Consider the following 19,996-nt stretch of genomic DNA (forward strand, 5'->3'; position numbering starts at 1 on the left):
TTTATGTTGAATCAGTACATGGAACAAATTGAGACCTTGGGGCTAAACCTCTTTTTTGCAGCGATATTCTTTTTTATCGGCATGGCGATACATGATGTATTAAAAGAAGGCAAAGTACCTAAATTTGGTCGTTATACTGTCTGGCTGGTGCTATTTCTTGGCTGTGCCGGGTTTATTTCAAAAGGGTTAATCCAATTTTTCTGGGAGTCCTCAGGGATTGGTTAACCATGGCAAAAGAACAAGCAGACAGAACAACATTTGACCTCTTTGCAGATGAAAAGCGTCGCGGTAGACCACGAAGCAACCCTCTACCCCGCTCGCAGCAATTAAAGGTAAATAAGAGGAATCAAATCCTCAGAGACAAAGCAAAAGGCCTTAAAAGAATTGAGCTCAAAGTATCGCAAGAATTGTACGATATTTTGAATGAAAAGGCGTTAGAAGAAAATTTAAGCAGAGCACAGCTGATAGAATCAATGTTAATTGCTCAACTTGAAGATTGAAACAATTTAGGTTGTTCGAAGGTCTAACGTAGGCATAGTTAAAACGTTTTATACAAAGGAAAGAAAATGGCAACAGTAGGTTTATTTTTCGGCAGTGATACAGGTAACACTGAAGCAGTAGCCAAAATGATCCAAAAGAGATTAGGCAAGCAAATGGTCGATGTAAAAGACATCGCTAAAAGCACCAAAGAAGAAATTGCCGATTTTGATCTTCTGCTATTTGGTATTCCAACTTGGTACTATGGTGAAGCGCAATGTGATTGGGATGATTTCTTCCCTGAACTTGAGCAAATCAATTTCGAAGATAAACTTGTCGCTATTTTTGGTTGTGGTGACCAAGAAGATTATGCAGAGTACTTCCTTGATGCTATGGGAATGGTCGGCGATATCGTTTCTGAACGTGGCGGAATCATTGTTGGTCACTGGCCAACTGATGGCTACGATTTTGAAGCATCAAAAGGTATGGCGGATGATAACCACTTTATCGGATTAGGCATTGATGAAGACCGTCAACCTGAACTTACTGAAGAACGCGTTGATAAGTGGGTTAAACAAATTCACGAAGAAATGTGTTTAGCTGAATTAGCATAATATTATTTTCAAATAGCACGAAGCGGCCTTGAGCCGCTTTTTTATTAAGTACCTGAAGATAAGTTCTTTGATAATTATCGTGTTCAGATATGGTGTAATTCAAGGCGCAATGACGAGTCATAGCCGTAGCGATGGCAAGGAGTTGCAACGCTGTAGGGTGCTGAATATGGGCACGACAAAACCTTAAGAAATTTATGGTCAGGTACTTAAATACTCTTTATGACGATAAAACACAAACATTGGGATATATTCTGTACCGTCATCGATAATTATGGCGATATTGGAGTTACATGGCGTCTAGCAAAACAGTTAGCTTCCGAGCATCAACAACCCATTAAGCTTTGGGTTGACGACCTAAATAGTTTCCATCATATTCTTCCAAACTTAGATCCCACTGCTGAACGCCAGACATTCAATAATATTGAAGTTATACACTGGAATAATAAAACGCCAACATCATGGTTAGCTGGCGAAGCCATTATTGAAGCTTTTGCTTGTGAACTTCCTGATGCAGTTAAAGACAAACTAGAGAAATGTGGCAAGCAAGCTCCTGTGTGGCTCAACTTAGAGTATTTGTCAGCTGAGTCTTGGATTGATGAAGTTCATGGCCTACCATCACTCCAAAACAATGGCATCAACAAATCTTTCTTTTTCCCTGGCTTCAGTGACAAAAGCGGCGGATTAATTTGTGAGACTGATTTGTTTAAGCTTCAAGATACTTTTCGTTCAGCAGTGGATGTTAAAGAAAAATTTTTGGCTCCATTTGGTATCCAGTATCATGATCAACAAATCATCAGTGTTTTTAGCTATGAAACCCCAGCCTTAGAGACATTAGTGCAATCATTGGTTACATCAAAAAAGTCGACTATTTTACTCGTTCCAAACGGACGCAGTATGAATTCAACTTCTGCGGCTTTAGCTTTAGATAAAGAATCACTTATTGTTGGAAAAAGTTACCAGTTTGGTAGCTTAACCTTGGTTATCACTCCTTTTACTGATCAAGAAGGATTTGATGAATTATTATGGTTATCAGACATTAATATCATTCGTGGCGAGGACTCTTTCCTTCGAGCCCAGTGGGCTAGAAAGCCTTTTATTTGGCATATATATCCGCAGGACGATCAAGCTCATATCGATAAACTGAATGCCTTTTTGAAAAGATATTGTGAGCATTTACCCCTAGAGTTAGCTGAAATTCAAAAGCAGGTGAACCTAGATTTTAACCTAGACAAATCTAAAAGCATTATTGAATCATGGGCCACTTTCATCGCAAACCATAATGCGCTTTTAGAGCATGCTCACCAATGGCCGAAAACAGCATTAAATGGCTCAGACTTAGCAACTCGATTGGTTGAGTTTGTCGAAAGCCGAACGACTAGGCCAACATAAAACTCTTAGTTCAGCAGGAATACGAACAGGTAAAGGCAAGATTAATTGATGAAATCATTGCCTTAGAATAAATCTATTTTAAACCAGACGATTAGGCGTTTCTGTATAGACAAACTTTTTTGTTGCATCGATTTGAAAGGTTTAAACATTTCATCATCGATGTGCATCAAACTCTGCCTATACAGGTAGCTCTGAGACTGTCATTTTATGCTGGTTTAGCTATAATGTCCGCCAAGAAATAAGAACTTAATAGGAACAAAGATAAATGAAAACCGCTCAGGAAATTCGTATTGGTAATGTCATCATGGTAGACAACCACCCGATGGTTGTTCTTAAAACTGAAACTCACCGTTCAGGTCGTGGTGCTGCTGTAGTTAAAATGAAACTAAAGAACTTACTGCAAGGTACTGGTACTGAAACTGCGTTTAAAGCTGAAGATAAGGTTGAGGACATCATCCTAGATCGTCTTGATTGCACATATTCTTATTTCGCTGATCCAATGTACGTTTTTATGGATGAAGAATATAACCAATACGACGTAGAAGCTGAGAATTTAGGTGAAGCTACACCTTATATTGTTGATGGTATGGAAGAAGTTTGCCAAGTTACTTTCTATGAAGGTAAAGCAATTTCTGTTGAACTGCCAAACACAGTAGTTCGTGAAGTGACCTACACTGAGCCAGCTGCTCGTGGCGATACTTCAGGTAAAGTGATGAAACCTGCTACGATTACTGGTGGTGCTACCATCACTGTTGCTGAATTCGTTAAGAATGGTGATTTTATTGAAATCGACCCGCGTACAGGCGAATTCAAGAAACGCGTATAATTGCTGATGCGTTGTATAAAAAAGGAAGCTAATTAGCTTCCTTTTTAGTTTGTATATCGATGTACTAAGGTTATCGAACAGGTAAATCTTTACCCGCAAACATATTATCAATCAGTTGTTGATCACGAAGGGCTACGGCTTTTTCAACCACATCTCTTGTTAAATGTGGCGCAAAGTACTCAATAAAGTCATACATATAAGTACGCAAGAAATTACCTCTTCTGAAACCAATCTTGGTCGTGCTACTCTCAAAGAGATGGCTTGCATCGATAGCAACTAAATCTTGATCTAATTCAGGATCCATTGCCATAGAGGCGATAACTCCTACCCCTAAACCTAAACGGACATATGTTTTCAAAACTTCAGCGCTCGTTGCAGTAAATACAACTCTAGGCTCTAATTCGGCTTTATTAAATGCTTTCTCAATAGCACTTGAACGATCAAAACCGAAAACATAAGTGACGAGTGGGTGTTTTGCTAAATCTTCTATCGTTACCCTAGAAAGACTTGCTAATGGGTGATCTTTAGGTACAACGATAGAACGATTCCAATAATAACAAGGCAGCATGACTAAATCTGAATACAAATGCATTGCCTCAGTAGCAATGGCAAAATCAGCATTACCGTGAGCCGCTAACTCGCTAATTTGAGTCGGCGTACCTTGGTGCATATGCAAATTGACTTTAGGATAACGTTTAATAAAGCCTTTAATAATACCAGGCAAAGCATATCGAGCTTGTGTATCAGTGGTTGCAATATTGAGTTCACCTTGATCAGGTAAAGTATATTCCTCTGCAACTTTTTTGATGCCTTCGACTTTACTTAAAATGTCATTTGCAATGTTGATCACTTGTTGACCAGCAGGTGTTACATGCGTTAAATGTTTGCCGCTTCGGCCGAAAATTTGTATGCCTAGCTCATCCTCGAGCATTCTAACTTGCTTGCTTATCCCTGGCTGCGATGTATACAGATTCTCTGCTGTGGCAGATACATTCAGATTGTGGTTTACCACTTCTGCAATAAATCGTAGTTGCTGCAGCTTCATTTGTACCCCTCTATGTTCAACCGCAAAGAGTTAAATCTTATAAAATGGATATTAACTATAATCAATGGTTATAGTTAATCCAATAATTTATTTCTAAAAGTAATAAAGCAGTAAGTTTTCAGTCAACTTTGTTAAAAGTTGCTTGGTTTCAATAAATTCTTACTAAAACAATAAAGCGACACTAGCACTGCAAGGTTAAATTGACGTAAAATCAGAAACGCATAATTTCAGATCATCGTTTTTGAGTCGCTTGCATATAAGAAAGTAGAATAGTTATTTTTATTTCACGGACTTAGAAAGATTTTGTAAAATTAAATAATAACGGCCGATAGTATAGCTATATGGTCTGTTGTTTAAAAATAATGGAAAAATTATGGTTTTCACGATTGCGCTCATCGTTATTAGTGCTTTGTTACTTTTAATTATCGGCATTAACATTTATCAACAACATAAAGAAAGAATTGACTCTGAACGCAGATTACAGCTTCAAAAACAACGCTCGTTAATTGACGAGACTGAAAGCGTTTTAGATAACGTTGCGCTTTTCCCATGCTCAAAAGATGTTGTGTTGGTGTTGTACAAAAGACTCGCTGAAGCACTCGAAGTCGCAGTTAGCTTCAGTAGTGCTCAACAACAACAGGATTACCAAAGAAGACTGGTTGATTTAGGCAGTCAAATCGAGCAATTACAAAACTCGTCCAGCAAAGCACCAAGCATTGATACAGTTCAAATTCCTGATAATGACAAGCAATTGATCATGCTTGTACAGTTATTAAAAAAGCTAAAAGCGATTTTACGAGCTGAACACACTAAAGGAAAAATTGATCCTACGATTTTTACTAATGAAGAGAATCGAATCAACAATATGCAATTACGCATCAATGTTGATGCCATGCTGACTCGTGCGAAGTCGGCTAAGAATATGAAACAATATGGCTCAGCAAAACAGTTACTTCATAAAGCATTATCAACCTTGAATGCCATTAAAATAAAGAACCCAGAAGATCGCTTTGTTTCTAAAAAGCTTGAAGAATCAAAAATATTGCTGGATGAAATTAATGGCCAAAGCGAACAAGAAGAAATAAAAGCACCATCCAAGAAAAAAGATAATGACGACTTAGATATGTTATTTCAACCAAAGAAAAAGTGGTAGTATTTCACCTCACTCGAATTGCCCAATAAACGTCATTGGGCAATCTTTTAATTTCTATCTAAATCACCTTTGTGAGTCAGTTTAGATTCAGATAAATTGAGTACTCTCGATAAGTAGTTTTCTTTTCGAAGGTATCTTCATGAGCCTAAAACATTTTTTCACTCAAAAAGCACCATCAATTTTTTTTATCTTTCTATTAGGTTTCAGCATTAGCAGTTTTGCTGAAACAGCACCACAAAATTGCAGTGATTTATTTCTAAGCAAACATCCACATGAAGTGTTGGCTTGTTATATAAATACCAATAACATCCAACATTGGAATCTCGTTAAAACCATAAAAAAATCAAATTATAAGATTTTACATTACGATCTCACTAGCCAATTTTGGCCCCCAAAAAACATCAGTAACGCTGGTCAGTATTGGCATCACCAACTCGAACTCATCGTTCCTTCTCAAGTAAAAAACTCTCAGAGCTTCCTATATATAACTGGAGGAAGTAATTACGATAACAATGGGAATCCAATCGATAATAGTCAGCAACCTTTGTCGTATGAAACACAAATGCTGAGTAATATTGCCACTCGATTTGGTTCTGTTGTTGCTGTTTTACATGAGGTACCTAACCAATATATTTCATTTGATGACGGTGTCCCTAGAAAAGAAGACGGCGTAATAGCTTATACATGGAATAGATTTATGGATGACCCAATTCATGGTAAATACTGGCCAGCACATATCGCCATGGCAAAAGCTGCTGTCAGCGCCATGAACCTTATCCAAACCGAGTCAAAAAACCACAAATACGTTAAACCAACACACTTTGTGGTTTCAGGTGCCAGCAAGCGAGGCTGGACGACTTGGTTAACCGCATTGGCGGACAAAAGAGTCAACGCCATTATTCCTATGGTCATTGACATATTTAACTCCCAACATAATTTACAGCACATCTATAAAGCTTATAATGCTTGGCCTGACGCATTTAATGATTATGTACAACAAGGTGTAGCCGATCGATTGAGCAGCCCTGAAGCAACCCAACTCTTCAAAATTGAAGATCCAGCATCTTATATGGCGATTTCAAAGTTTAGGGAACGATTGTCTATTCCTAAATTAATTATCAATGCTTCATCAGATGAGTTCTTTCCACCTGATTCTTTACAGCAATACATCAGGTTTATCCCAGGACATAACTTGTACAGAACAGAGCCAAATCAAACTCATTCAATTAGTAAGTCACCTGATTTAAGCTCGCTCGTGGGCAATTTCTATCAAATACTTTTAGATAAGGCAAAATTACCAAATCTTAGCTGGCAGCCTAACTATGCAAACCACACGAAAGTCATCACGACAGACTTCATACCCGACGGCACTGTAAATCTGTGGCACGCCTACAACCCAACCAAACGAGATTTCAGATTCGAAACCACAGATGTGAAATATCAAAAATCAGATTTTCAGGGCGGAAAATGTAATCAGCAAACGCATCAATGCACGTTTATTTTGAAGGAATCGGGATTAGAGAAAGGGTTTACAGCAAGGTTTTTAGAGTTTAACTATCATGACTCACATGGTCATTCTTTAAGCCTTACCTCCCCGGTATTTATTGACCAACAATAACCTTTAGAGGGCGTCTATACATTCGTGCAAACGCCCTTTTAATTCAATGTGATTATTTACTCACCTTTTAAGCGTCTATCCAACTGCTCTTTAAGGTTAGCAGGCACACCTTTAATTATAATTGTGTCGGAAATTGGGTCATAAATCACACGCTCGCCCAAATGCTTACCGTCAAAACTTAAACTTACACCACCACCCGTACCAGAAAACTTCTTTAATTGACGTAGCGTCGCTTTATCGGCAGGAAAAGACTCATCAAGTTCATATTCGCCAGTATTCGCAAAGTCATAAAACGAGTCCATACCGTCTTCTTCAAGCTCTGAAGCTAACGACTTCAGATCAATATCATCTCCAATATCAGACTGTTCAGTGCAATAGTTGAAAACTTTTTCACGTACGTCTTGTTTCTCATCTTTTGTGAGTTCACTAGAGGATACAAAATCTTCTACCGCTACCATTAAGTTTTTATTTTGAACTTTAGTATTAACACCTTCGACACAGCCCATGAAGTCTAAGAAAAAATCAGCCACTTTACGCCCTGCTCTACCGCGTACAAATGAAATGTATTTTTTAGACTCAGGATCAGCTTGCAACTCTGTTAAATCTATTCTGGCAGCCAACTGCAGATTATTTAAATCTAAATGATTATTCTGTGAAAGTTCCATGTCATCGAGTACTGTCATTGATTGTTTAGCGTTTAACAATGCAACGAACAAAAACTCACTCGTTAAACTGGTATAACTTGCCATCAACAAAAAACCGCCCTGGCTAAAGTCATACTTGGCTAACTCTTGTTGCAACAACTGGCTTGCCTTGCTTGTAAATTCAACAAAACCTAATTCGCCTTGACGATATTGAGTCAATTGGTCTGAAAACACAGTACTGGCTTCACCATCTTCTTCTGGCACACCAAAATAGCCAAAACCTTTGCCTGCTTTACTAGTATAAGTTTGATGAAGTTCTTCAAGCATTACTTCAACTGCGGAGCCATTAAGTAAAGGCTGTGGACGGAGCCGGCATGTTAATTTACCTTCTGCGGCTTGCGTGATCTCGTGAATAATGGCTTGGTCAATTGAAATAGTCATAAGGCGTTAGTGATAGTCATTTAAATTTTCGGTATTATATGCCGCTAATTCTATTCTTTGTGAATCATTTTTTTATGGCTGTACAATCTAAATACAAAAACGAGCAAATCGAATCAATCATTAATGAAGTTCTTGCTGTGCTAGACAAGCACCAAGCGCCGATAGACTTAAGCTTAATGGTGCTAGGAAACAGCATCACGCATATTATTGAAAGTAAAATTGCAGAAGAGTCTAGAGAAGCCATTGTTGAACAATTTGCAACTGCCCTTAAACAATCGACTAAAGTTAAGAAATAATTGATACCTGTGATGGCGCAAGTTGCATCTTGAAGTATCACAGGTATAAGATAGTCACACTTAATCTTTTTTCTTAAAAAGCAGAAACTTGAGCTAATAATGCAAGATAATATCTTTGAAGCAAAAAAACGACTTGGAAGAGATAAAGTATCAAACTTAATCAACTGGGGACATTGGTTTGCTTTTTATAATGGCTTACTCGCTATTCTTATTGGCTCAAAATACATTTTAGCGCTAGGTTTACCAGAATCCATTGCGGGTTGGGGGTATTTGACTCTATACACCGTCGGCCAGTTTTGCTTTTTATCTTTTATTGTTTACTTAGTCTGTTTATTTCCGACAACCCTACTGCTTCCCTACTCTAGGATATTAAGAGGTTTTGCCGCTGTTGTGGCAACAATAGGTTTGACAACCCTGTTGTATGACACCAAGATTTTTGAAGTTTACGGAATCCACCTTAGCCCTTTTGCCGTTGACCTTGCATGGACAGACCTCAATGCACTATTCCACGGTTACTCGTATTTTATTACCCCGATTATCATCCTTGTTATTGAGCTCACACTCGCCAATTACCTGTGGAAGCGAATTAATAAAATCCAAAAACGCAACAATGGTCCAAAAGTGTTGGCGGTTTTAGGTACGTGCTTTATCGGAAGTCACTTAATTCATATTTGGGCTGACGCTGCCAATGTCATTGATATTACTCGATTTGATGAGGCGTATCCGCTGTCTTATCCTGCGACGGCTAAAAGCTTTATGGAAAGACATGGGATAGAGAGAAGGCAAAGCTCACTGTCAAAAGTCGGAAGCGAAACAACCCTTGAATACCCACAAGCTGCTATGCAGTGCACTGCTGAGACGAAACCAAATGTGCTTTTCATCTCAGTGACCAGTTTGCGTAAAGATATGCTTAATATAGAGACCATGCCATTTTTGTCTCAATATGCGCAAAATAACTTAGATTTCAAACATCACTTTTCTGGTGGCAACGGTTATAACAGCAGTATGTTTTCAGTTTTATACTCGCTTCAAACCTCATACATGGACTCTGACTTATTTGCTTTTAAAACGCCTGTGCTAACGCAAGAATTTAAACATCAGGGTTACAAGTTAGGACTGTTTGACTCAGAAAGCTTTAGTCGTGATGTTGAGCCACTCGCCATGTTTAAAGATTTCGATAAATATTTGGTTAAGCCACATCATAACAATGCCATCGCAGATGCCAGTATTATTGAGAACTTTAAAGCGTGGAAAACAAAGCAACCTCAACCTTGGTTTGCTTTAGTCAATTTAAATGCAACGGAAACTTATGACACACCTGTAGGCTATCTTGGTATAAAAACCGTAAAGACGCCTACTAACTACAAACCCGCACAACGGGTGTTGTTTAATCAGTACCGTCAATCAGCAAGCTACGTTGATAAACAGCTTAAAAACCTCATCTATAGTATTTCCCAAAATACGATCGTAGTTATTACAGGTGCAAACGGTGCTGTTTTTGATCTTAATAACGATTACAAAGATTCTTTGTCACCTCAAAATGTAGAAGTGCCACTCGTGATACATTGGCCAGGTAAAGGCAAACAAGAATTTAACTACCGTACTACGCATTACAATATTGCCCCAACTCTATTGAAGGGTGTGTTAGGTTGCTCAAATCCAGACACTGATTATAGTTCTGGTCATAATTTGCTTAAACCTAACCCTAATGATTGGGTTTATGTTGGCGATCAACGTGTATTTGCCATCTATCAACAAAATGAAATTACTGTGATTGATAGACATGGCAAGTATCGTATTTATGATATTAATTTCGAAAACCGTCTTCATAAAAAGCTACGCGCTCCTGAGCTTATCCAAGTCATGCGTGAAGGTCGCCGTCTTTATAACAATTAGTGGTTAAATCTAGATTAATATGTGGTATCAAACTGAAATTCGATTATCAGCTAAAACTCGAGGCTTTCATTTAATTACTGATGAGGTCGTTAATCACCTGTCAGAAATTCAAAACCTGAAAGTGGGCATGCTGCACTTATTTATCAAACATACTTCAGCTTCGCTCACGCTTAACGAAAATGCAGACCCAACTGTTCGCCAAGATTTTGAAAGTTACTTTAACCGCACAGTGAAAGAAAACGAACCTTACTATAAACACACCTATGAAGGTAGTGACGACATGCCTGCCCACTTAAAAGCAAGTTTATTGGGTAATAGTGTTACTGTCCCAATAACTAATGGCTGTTTGAACACGGGAATATGGCAAGGTATTTACCTCGGCGAGCATAGAGATTACGGTGGTTCAAGAACCTTAATTGCAACGATTCAAGGCGAATAAATATTTATTGGTACGCCACACCCAACCCACCCAACCCACCCAACTGCTGCAACAGTTGCATGGCCTTCTGAAACCTATATCGAGTTTATGGAAACAGCATTTACGGCAAGTACTGTAGCGCATGTGCACCGCCTAATTATCCATGAGAAAGCGCACTTTTTATGGGCGAATCATTTTGTTCAAGAATTAAAAGATCAATGGATTGAACTTGGTGGTTGGTATTTTGAAAATGGTGAGTGGTTCACCACAAAGTAAACTGAATTTGTTTCAGCATATGCTCACTCAGAAAACCCAAACGAAGATATGGCTGAGACCATTGCTTACTTTGTCATAAATCCAGACAAATTGCGCAGTCGTTCAACTGAAACTTGTTCAATTCAGTTTATCATGCCGCATTACATGCCTTCTTCGACATATTCAATGAATTTCATAAAAATGAAAGATAAAGCATTGAACACTAAAGGTGTGTATTTTACCAATCCGGGGCATGGTCTGAGAGACGAAGATGTTATTATTGATGAGCAACCTCAGTCAGTTGCATTAACGACGAATAATCCCGACCTTGAATCACCAGAGCTTGATCTTAATGATATTCAAGTGACAGCAACGCCAGTAAATCCTGATGCACCTAATGGTGAAACAGAAGTAAGCATCACCTTTAAAGTGCGTGATAACATTTCAGGTTACAACGTTGCTTCATTGCAATTAAGAGATCCACAAGGCGTTGAGCATCATGATTGGGCTTATAATGAAGGCACATGGGCTCTATTCCCAACGTCTGAGAAAACATATACCCGTACAATTATACTTCCTGCGGGTTCTGCTCCGGGAACCTGGGGTGTGAGTGAAATGACAATTTATGATCGTGCAGGTAATTTCCAGCGAAATGATTTTACAGAAATTGTACATTTCGATGTTCTTGACGATTAATTCTTTGCAAGCCCCCTAAAATAAACATCCGAGTTCACTTATAACTCGGATGTTTTATCTATTACAAAAAATTCACAAATAATTACATATTGAAAAATGATTAAATAGGCTGTTACTGATAGCATTTAACACTTTTACAACAATATGGATTTATTAAGATGCTTAAAATCACAGGGCTAACTAAAACCTACGACAATGGGGTTAAGGCGCTTGATGGCGTAAACCTTAATATCGACAAAGGCATGTTTGGTTTACTTGGACCAAACGGCGCCGGGAAGTCATCATTAATGAGAACGATAGCAGGACTGCAAGATGCGGATGCTGGCTCAATCAACTTTTCCGGTATTGATGTTCTCTCAGACCCACAATCTCTGCGTAAAACGTTAGGCTATTTACCGCAAGATTTTAATGTCTACCCAAGAATAAGCGCATTCGATTTATTAGATCACTTAGCTATCCTTAAAGGCTTAAATAACAAAAAAGAGCGTAAGGAAGTCGTTGAAAACTTACTGGCTCACACCAACCTTTTCCAGCATAAAAACAAAGCTGTCAGTGGATTTTCTGGAGGAATGCGTCAACGCTTTGGTATTGCCCAGGCTTTATTAGGTGATCCACAATTATTAATTGTCGATGAACCAACTGCTGGACTCGATCCTGAAGAGCGCAATCGTTTCCATAACTTACTTGTTAGCTTAGGCGAAGAAAAAGTGATTATTCTTTCTACGCATATCGTAGAAGATGTCTCTGAGCTCTGCTCAAACATGGCAGTGCTTGCCTCAGGCAAAATTTTACTTGAAGGTCATCCGCAACAACTTGTTCATTCATTAAATGATCAAATCTGGACTAAAACGTGTAGCCAACAAGAGGCACAAGAACTAGAGTCTCAACTTTCGGTCATTTCAAAACGCTTATTCGCAGGGAAAACCATCATTAATGTATTGGCCTCACAGTGCCCTGATGGCTTCACTCCTGCACAAGCTGATTTAGAAGATTTGTATTTCTCTACCTTACACAACCACCGCAATCCATCTGCGGCATAAGGGGGAACGACATGTTTCTATCAAGTTTAAAATTTGAATGGCGGTACTATATCCGTCAACCTTCTTTCTATGTCGTTGCTACACTTTTTTTCCTGCTGAGCTTCTTGTCCGTCGCATCTAATAATGTTGTTATTGGCGGTGGTGGCGAAGTTATGAAAAACAGTGCTTACAATGTCGCTTTAGCCGTCACTGTAATGACTTTCATTGCTATGTTTGCTGTGGTTAACTTCGTTGGTAGCACTGCAATTCGTAACCATCAGCACCAAATGGAAGAGTTAGTCTACAGTAAACCTTTAAATCCCCTTTCATACCAACTGGGGCGATTACTCGGCAGTTATGCTGTGGTGCTAACGACGTTTGCGTTTATTCCACTAGGCTTACTACTTGGCACGCTCATGCCTTGGCTTGACCAAACTCGTTTAGGGCCAGTTGAGCTGTATTATTACATACAGCCTTTCTTTGTTATTGCCGTGCCAAGTCTATTCCTGATCTCAATAATGTTCTATGCAATGGCGAACCGTTTTCGTTCATTAATGGCTTTATATCTTACGGCCGTCGCCATGTTGGTACTCTACAACATCGCAGGTGAGTTTTTTAGCCAACCTCAATACCGTGAAATGGCAGCCATGCTCGACCCATTTGGTCGCTTTACTTTTGCTGAAATTACTCGTTATTGGACAATTGCTGAAAAGAACACTCAAGTGTTACCTATTGAAGGTTTACTGCTTCAAAATCGCTTAATTTGGTTAGCATTAGCTCTCGTCATTCTTTTTGTATCAGGTATTGCAAAACAACCAACCCTGAGCAAAAAGAAAGATAAAAAAGCAGGCAAAGTTGAAAAAACACCTGAGTTAAAGCCACTGACTGAACTTGCACGTTCGACGTCGCCGAACAACATGGCGCAGTTTTTAACTCGAGTTAAGTTTGAAGTTCGACAAGTCATTTTTAGTGCACCTTTCCTTGTGCTTGGTTTGCTTACAGTCTTCAACCTTGTTGGGCCAATGTTCGACGACTTTGGTTGGTATGGTACTTCAAATTGGCCGCTTACTGCTGCAATGGTCAATGACATTACGGGTGCAACAAGTTTACTGATGGTCATTATCTTGATCTATTACAGTGGCGAAATTGTATGGCGTGAGCGTACTTCTGGTATGGGCGACATCATTGACAGCTTACCGGTAAAAAACATCAGTTTTTGGACTTCAAAGTTACTTGCTGTTGCTATGGTCATGGCATCACTTTATGTCATTTCAATGGTCACGACCATTTTGTTCCAGTTGCTTAAAGGTCAAGGACATTTGGAGCTATCGCAATATGCGATTCGTTTGAGTTATTTCTATTTGTTACCGCTGATCATGAGCGCAGTAATGGCGTTCTTCCTTCAAGTCTTATCGCCAAATAAATACATGGGAATGGCACTCTTTGTCGCCTACTTCTTAACGACATTTATTATGGCAAGTTGGGGCTTAGGCCATAGCTTATATAACTTTGCTGCATCGCCTACCACTTCGTATTCAGATCTTAACCAATACGGGATCAGTCTGGCATCACACAGTTGGTATATGTTGTATTGGGGCGCATTCAGTACCATCCTATTCGTTATCGGTTTTGGTTTATACCATCGTGGTCCTAAACAACCGTTGAAAGCTCGTTTTAAATCACTTGGATATCAAATAGGTTTTACGGGTAAAGCAACCATTGCGGCAAGTTTACTTGTGTTTATCTCGACCGGTAGCTTTTTGTATTATCAAACCAAAGTGGTTAACAATTATCAAACCAGTGATGAACGCCTTGATTTGCAAGCTGACTACGAAAAAGATTTTAAAAAATACCAATCATTGCCGCTACTGACCACAGCTAAGGTTAATGCAAAGGTTAATATCTTCCCTGAAGAGAGAATGATAAAAGCAGACTTTGATATCACGTGGCAGAATCGATCAGATCGAGCGATTGATAAAATCCTTGTCAGCCTTCCTTCTCATACACAAGTTGAAGATTTAGCGATTTCGATTCCAAATGCATCTTTAGGTGAATTTGAGTCAAAATACGACACAGCATGGTTGACTTTTAGTCAGCCTGTTAAACCCGCTGAAACGATACAAGGAAATATTCAACTGACTCGTAAAACAGTCGGTATTGAAGAATCCGGTATTGATTATGCTGTGCTTCAAAATGGTACCTTCATTAATAACGCCAGTTTACTGCCGAGTTTTGGTTATAACGAAAATGCCGAGCTTTTCGACCGCCATGAACGTACCAAACGTGGTCTAGATGAAAAGGCTCGCAGTAACAAACTTGAAGATGAAAACTTCCATCACCAAAACTTCTTTGGCGTTGATGGTAACTTCATTGAGTTTGAAACTACGGTTTCGACTTCGGGTAACCAAATTGCGCTCGCACCTGGATATTTGCAAAGAGAATGGCAACAAGAAGGTCGTAACTATTTCCATTACAAAATGGATAAGCCAATGGTTAACTTCTACGCCTTTATTTCTGCAAAATATGATGTAAAAAAAGAGCAATACAAAGGCATCAATATTGAGGTGTACCATCACCCTATCCATACGTGGAATGTTGATCGCATGATTGAGTCTGTTAAAGATTCAATTGACTATTTCTCTGAAAACTTTGGGCCTTATCAACATAAGCAAATGCGTATTATGGAGTTCCCAGCCTACCGCTCATTTGCTCAAAGTTTTGCTAATACGGTGCCATACTCAGAAAGCATTGGTTTCATCACCGACTTACGTGATCCTGACAATATCGACCCTGTATATTACGTCACAGCACATGAAGTCGCTCACCAATGGTGGGGACATCAAGTAGGCGCCGCTAACGTTCAAGGGAGTGCTGTGATTTCTGAGTCACTTTCTCAATATGCGGCGTTAATGGTACTTGAGAAAAAGTATGGTAAGAACATGCTGCGTAAATTTATAAAGCATGAACTGGATAGATACTTGCGTGGTCGCTCTAACGAGCGCATTAAAGAAATGCCACTGCTGCGTAGTGAAAACCAAAGCTACATTCACTATCAAAAAGGTTCTGTCATTATGATGGCGCTGAAAGACGCATTAGGTGAAGCACGCTTAAATGCGAACTTAAAAGCCTTCTTAGAGCGTTATAAATACCGTAATGATCCGTATCCGACGACGCTCGACTTAGTCAGCTATATCAAAACTGGGTTAAACGAAGAGCAAGCACGTTTGGTGGACAATTCATTTAATGAAATCTCCATTTACGATTTACGAGTACAAGATGCTCAGATTGCTAAGTTAGACAATGGCAATTATCAAGTGGACATGACGGTGTTTGCATCTCGTAAATCAGCATCAGGAAAAGGTGAAGAAACCGAAGAACAATTAAATAATCTCATTGATATTGGTATCTTCAGCCACGACCCAGAAAAGTTGACTGATGATGCTCAAGTTTTACTTTTAGAGAAACATCACATTAAGTCTGGTGAAAATAAACTGAGCTTTGAGGTGAAAGCGGATTCTGAGCCTAAATTCTTAGGTGTCGATCCATTCGTTAAGCTGGTTGACAGAGATTCTAAAGATAATATCTATAAGCTTTAAGCATTTCTTAAAACTTTAATAAAAAGCAGCCTAAATTGGCTGCTTTTTTATCGCTTTTTCTGCTAAGATCCCCCGCTTTGAATTTTTCATCCTAATCACATTTAACTTTAATTAGAGGTCAGATGTTCGACTTAATTCGTCACAAAACTGCTAGCTCTAAAGCCGATATTTTATCGGGGCTTACCGTTGCCTTAGCTTTAGTGCCTGAAGCCGTTGCTTTTGCATTCGTTGCGGGTGTAGAGCCAATGGTTGGCTTATATGCGGCTTTCATCATGGGTTTAGTTACCGCTGTTATTGGTGGCCGCCCGGGTATGATTTCAGGTGCAACAGGCGCGATGGCTGTTGTAATGGTTGCTCTCGTAGCGCAGCATGGTGTTCAATACTTGTTTGCCGCCGTTGTGCTTGCAGGTATTATTCAAGTTCTGGCCGGTGTATTTAAACTCGGTAAATTCATTCGTATTGTTCCCTATCCTGTAATGATAGGTTTTGTGAACGGTCTTGCGATTGTGATTTTCCTTGCTCAGCTTGGTCAATTCCAAGTCCCTGACGCAGCAGGCATTATGCAATGGCTACCGGCAAATCAACTTATGGTCATGCTTGGACTGGTTGCATTAACCATGTTTATCATTCACTTTTTACCGAAAGTGACTACTGCAATTCCATCTTCACTTGCTGCCATCTTAACGGTAACGGCTATTGTGGTTGGTATGGACTTAGATACACGTAATGTATTGGACTTCCTTCGCTCAATGAGTGGTGATGTGAATGCAACCATTGCGGGGACGTTACCAACATTCTCTATTCCATCTGTTCCATTTAATATGGAAACACTAATGGTTATCCTGCCTTACTCTGCAATTTTAGCAGCGGTTGGTTTGATTGAGTCATTACTGACATTGACTGTTGTTGATGAAATGACCCAAACCCGTGGTAAAGGTAACAAAGAATGTGTTGGCCAAGGTATTGGCAACATCACCAGTGGTTTCTTCGGTGCTATGGGTGGTTGTGCGATGATTGGTCAGTCAATGATCAACATTAACTCTGGCGGTCGTGGTCGATTATCAGGTATCACTGCAGCATTAGCCTTATTAGCATTCATCCTATTCGGTGCAGCCTTTATTGAAATGATCCCATTAGCCGCATTGGTTGGTGTGATGTTCATGGTTGTACTTGGCACTTTCGAATGGGCTAGCTTTAAGGTAATGCGTAAAGTACCGATGCACGATGCTTTCGTCATCATCTTAGTAACAGTAGTTACGGTATTTACTGACTTAGCCTTTGCTGTATTTGTTGGTGTGATTGTTTCTGCACTGGTTTTCGCTTGGGAACACGCCAAACACATCAATGTACAAACAGACACTGATGCTAACGGTTGGAAGGTTTATCGTCTTAATGGTCCATTATTCTTCGGTTCAATATCTAACTTTTTAGAGTTATTTGATGCAAAGAATGATCCCGATGATGTGATTGTTGACTTTCAAAACTCTCGCGTAGCTGACCATTCAGCTCTTGATGCTATTGATACATTGGCAGAAAGATATATGAATGAAGGTAAGCGTTTGCACTTACGTCACCTAAGTGGCGATTGTAAGCAATTGCTGAGTAAAGCAGGTGATTTGGTTGAAGTGAACTTAATTGAAGATCCGCATTACCACATTGCAGATGATAAATTAGATTCATAACAATTATGCTCTCATGGTTATGGGAGCTAATGACTAAGATAAAAAAGCCGAGTTAGTTATATACTGACTCGGCTTTTTTGTGCCTTTTAGTAGCTAGGTTATCGCGAAGCTAATTCGCTTTTTCGGCTACAAATGCTTCAAAGCTCATCTGTAATTTCTCAGCTTTTGTCGCTATCCCTTTCGCCTTAAGAAGTTCTATCACACACTCAGCAGTACATAAACCCTTAGGCTTTTGATTGCGTCTTAATTGATAAATCGATTCGGTTGAAGTTTCAATTTTTACTTTAGGCAGTTCTTTTAGATAAGGACTTTTATTGTAAATTTTCTGTGCCTCTTGCCATGTACCATCCAGCACAATATAACTTTCAAAATCAGATTCCGCAGAGACTACGTCACTGTCTTCAGTAGGATAAAGCAACGCAACTTTACCCAGCACAATTTGCGCCATTAACTCAGGTTCAGGATTCTTCCTTTCCCAAACAACAACACGAGCGTTTTCACCCAGCACGTCAGAAACTAAAATACCTGTATTGGTCTTTTTTAAAGTTTCACGTTGGTGAGTTAAGAGGATTATGTTCATGTTTAAAATTAATTAGAGTTCTATCTAAATTCAGCAGGTTTAATTATCTGTTAATTCCTGAGTTTTTTAAATCATGTAATTTCGGAAAAATGAAAGAAATTAAACCAGAATAAAAAAGGAAGCACTTGAGGCTTCCCCTTTTGGCGGTGTGGAGTGCAACTTAACGGCTTTAAAAACTTCGAAGAGGTTTAGTTTCATAAATGGCTTAACGAAGCCAACAACCAATCACTTCACCTTATCAGCAAACACCCGCTTAAACTTCTCGACCTTGGGTCGTACAACCATCTGACAATACGGTTGCTCACCATTCAACTCGTAATAATCTTGATGAACATTCTCCGCAGGATAAAATCGATCAAACATCGTCAACTCAGTCACAATCGGTTTAGGGTAAACCAGCGCTTGATCTAACTCTCGAATCACCTCAGTAGCCTCTGCCGCCTGCTCTGCATTATGCGCAAAAATCACACTTCGATATTGAGGGCCAATATCATTACCTTGTTGGTTATAACTGGTTGGGTCATGTGATTGGAAGAAGACCTGCAATAAGGTCTTAAAATCCACTTCGTTAGGGTCATACTCAATTTGCACGACCTCAGCATGACCAGTACTACCACTGCATACCGCACGGTAATTTGCTTCACTAGCCGTACCGCCAGAGTAGCCAGAAGTAACACTGATCACACCTTTCATTACGTTATAAACAGCTTCCGTACACCAAAAACAGCCACCACCAAAAGTTGCAAGATTAGGCTGGGATTGCAAAGTTCGATCAATTGGCTCAAACTTCATCGAAACCGAGTTAACACAATGACGGATATTGTTATCGGTTAACCTCTCACCTTCAAACACATGGCCTAAGTGACCATCACAGTTACTGCATATGATCTCTATGCGCATTCCGTCTGCATCAGGCACTCGAGTTACCGCACCAGTAATTTCATCATCAAACGAAGGCCAACCGCAATGTGAATGAAACTTGTGTTCGCTGCGATACAAGGGCGCATCACATTTTTTACATAAATAAACACCTTCAGCTTCAAGGTCAGTATACTCACCTGTAAAAGGTGGCTCTGTCCCTTTGCCTTCAATAACATAACGTTCAAAGTCAGTCAGTTTGTTCATGGTTCAATTCCAAAAATATATCTTTAGTTAATAGATAGGCCAGGGTCTGTTGATCTTTCAGGATTAAATTTTGTGCTATTTTTGCGTTTAACTGTTCAAGGCGTTAGCAGTGAAGCTTAGTCATCTAAGTGAGCTGATCACAACACAGAACAGTGAACGCTAAAAAGCATCGAAAAAAGAGAAAGCGAAAATTGGTCGCTCTTTCAAAATAAAAGTACTGCGTTAT

Annotated in this window: 19 protein-coding genes; 15 read left to right on the plus strand and 4 right to left on the minus strand. The window is 39.3% G+C overall.

What is annotated here, in order from left to right:
• Window positions 1-3 precede the first annotated feature (3 nt).
• The 5 genes from AC1EU2_RS00120 to efp all read left to right on the plus strand — a co-directional run bounded on the left by AC1EU2_RS00120 (window position 4) and on the right by efp (window position 3,306).
• Window positions 4-225, plus strand: a complete 222-nt coding sequence (locus tag AC1EU2_RS00120; protein ID WP_480295967.1) for a DUF2788 domain-containing protein — start codon at window positions 4-6, stop codon at window positions 223-225.
• 2 nt (window positions 226-227) lie between these two features.
• On the plus strand, window positions 228-500 hold the full coding sequence (gene ybfE / locus AC1EU2_RS00125) for a LexA regulated protein (protein ID WP_480295968.1): 273 nt from the start codon (window positions 228-230) through the stop codon (window positions 498-500).
• 66 nt (window positions 501-566) lie between these two features.
• Window positions 567-1,091, plus strand: a complete 525-nt coding sequence (gene fldA, locus AC1EU2_RS00130; protein WP_129946938.1) for a flavodoxin FldA — start codon at window positions 567-569, stop codon at window positions 1,089-1,091.
• A 219-nt stretch (window positions 1,092-1,310) separates the two neighbouring features.
• On the plus strand, window positions 1,311-2,480 hold the full coding sequence (gene earP / locus AC1EU2_RS00135) for an elongation factor P maturation arginine rhamnosyltransferase EarP (protein ID WP_480295969.1): 1,170 nt from the start codon (window positions 1,311-1,313) through the stop codon (window positions 2,478-2,480).
• Between the two features lie 265 nt (window positions 2,481-2,745).
• A complete protein-coding gene (gene efp, locus AC1EU2_RS00140; RefSeq protein ID WP_129946940.1) occupies window positions 2,746-3,306 on the plus strand; it encodes an elongation factor P in 561 nt (186 codons plus the stop codon).
• A 70-nt stretch (window positions 3,307-3,376) separates the two neighbouring features.
• On the opposite strand, the gene cysB is transcribed toward efp, so the two are convergent.
• Window positions 3,377-4,351 (minus strand): HTH-type transcriptional regulator CysB, encoded by a 975-nt coding sequence (cysB, locus tag AC1EU2_RS00145; protein WP_480295970.1) that lies wholly within the window; start codon window positions 4,349-4,351, stop codon window positions 3,377-3,379.
• Between the two features lie 373 nt (window positions 4,352-4,724).
• On the opposite strand from cysB, the gene AC1EU2_RS00150 reads away from it, so the two are divergent.
• Window positions 4,725-5,504, plus strand: coding sequence for a hypothetical protein (locus AC1EU2_RS00150; protein ID WP_480295971.1), 780 nt, complete (start codon window positions 4,725-4,727; stop codon window positions 5,502-5,504).
• Between the two features lie 139 nt (window positions 5,505-5,643).
• Entirely contained in the window at window positions 5,644-7,122 is a 1,479-nt protein-coding gene (locus AC1EU2_RS00155) for a PhoPQ-activated protein PqaA family protein (RefSeq protein WP_480295972.1), read from the plus strand.
• Window positions 7,123-7,178: 56 nt separating this feature from the next.
• On the opposite strand, the gene yejK is transcribed toward AC1EU2_RS00155, so the two are convergent.
• Window positions 7,179-8,207 (minus strand): nucleoid-associated protein YejK, encoded by a 1,029-nt coding sequence (gene yejK, locus AC1EU2_RS00160; RefSeq protein ID WP_480295973.1) that lies wholly within the window; start codon window positions 8,205-8,207, stop codon window positions 7,179-7,181.
• Window positions 8,208-8,281: 74 nt separating this feature from the next.
• On the opposite strand from yejK, the gene AC1EU2_RS00165 reads away from it, so the two are divergent.
• From AC1EU2_RS00165 to AC1EU2_RS00200, 8 genes are all read left to right on the plus strand, one after another.
• On the plus strand, window positions 8,282-8,503 hold the full coding sequence (locus tag AC1EU2_RS00165) for a YejL family protein (protein WP_480295974.1): 222 nt from the start codon (window positions 8,282-8,284) through the stop codon (window positions 8,501-8,503).
• Between the two features lie 111 nt (window positions 8,504-8,614).
• On the plus strand, window positions 8,615-10,399 hold the full coding sequence (locus AC1EU2_RS00170) for a DUF3413 domain-containing protein (protein WP_480297048.1): 1,785 nt from the start codon (window positions 8,615-8,617) through the stop codon (window positions 10,397-10,399).
• A gap of 19 nt (window positions 10,400-10,418) precedes the next feature.
• A complete protein-coding gene (locus AC1EU2_RS00175) occupies window positions 10,419-10,838 on the plus strand; it encodes a secondary thiamine-phosphate synthase enzyme YjbQ (protein ID WP_480295975.1) in 420 nt (139 codons plus the stop codon).
• A gap of 87 nt (window positions 10,839-10,925) precedes the next feature.
• Window positions 10,926-11,093, plus strand: a complete 168-nt coding sequence (locus tag AC1EU2_RS00180; protein ID WP_480295976.1) for a hypothetical protein — start codon at window positions 10,926-10,928, stop codon at window positions 11,091-11,093.
• A gap of 48 nt (window positions 11,094-11,141) precedes the next feature.
• Window positions 11,142-11,768 (plus strand): hypothetical protein, encoded by a 627-nt coding sequence (locus AC1EU2_RS00185; protein WP_480295977.1) that lies wholly within the window; start codon window positions 11,142-11,144, stop codon window positions 11,766-11,768.
• 158 nt (window positions 11,769-11,926) lie between these two features.
• Window positions 11,927-12,808 (plus strand): ABC transporter ATP-binding protein, encoded by an 882-nt coding sequence (locus AC1EU2_RS00190; RefSeq protein ID WP_480295978.1) that lies wholly within the window; start codon window positions 11,927-11,929, stop codon window positions 12,806-12,808.
• 11 nt (window positions 12,809-12,819) lie between these two features.
• Window positions 12,820-16,383: an ABC transporter permease/M1 family aminopeptidase gene (locus AC1EU2_RS00195; protein WP_480295979.1), complete on the plus strand. Its 3,564-nt coding sequence runs from the start codon at window positions 12,820-12,822 to the stop codon at window positions 16,381-16,383.
• A gap of 122 nt (window positions 16,384-16,505) precedes the next feature.
• Window positions 16,506-18,065, plus strand: coding sequence for a SulP family inorganic anion transporter (locus tag AC1EU2_RS00200; RefSeq protein ID WP_480295980.1), 1,560 nt, complete (start codon window positions 16,506-16,508; stop codon window positions 18,063-18,065).
• Window positions 18,066-18,174: 109 nt separating this feature from the next.
• Here the strand turns inward: AC1EU2_RS00200 and AC1EU2_RS00205 are convergent, their stop codons facing one another.
• Window positions 18,175-18,645, minus strand: coding sequence for a DTW domain-containing protein (locus AC1EU2_RS00205; RefSeq protein ID WP_480295981.1), 471 nt, complete (start codon window positions 18,643-18,645; stop codon window positions 18,175-18,177).
• Window positions 18,646-18,870: 225 nt separating this feature from the next.
• Window positions 18,871-19,770: a bifunctional methionine sulfoxide reductase B/A protein gene (locus AC1EU2_RS00210; protein ID WP_480295982.1), complete on the minus strand. Its 900-nt coding sequence runs from the start codon at window positions 19,768-19,770 to the stop codon at window positions 18,871-18,873.
• Window positions 19,771-19,996 lie beyond the last annotated feature (226 nt).

This window comes from Parashewanella sp. 2304DJ23-3 (assembly GCF_056591695.1).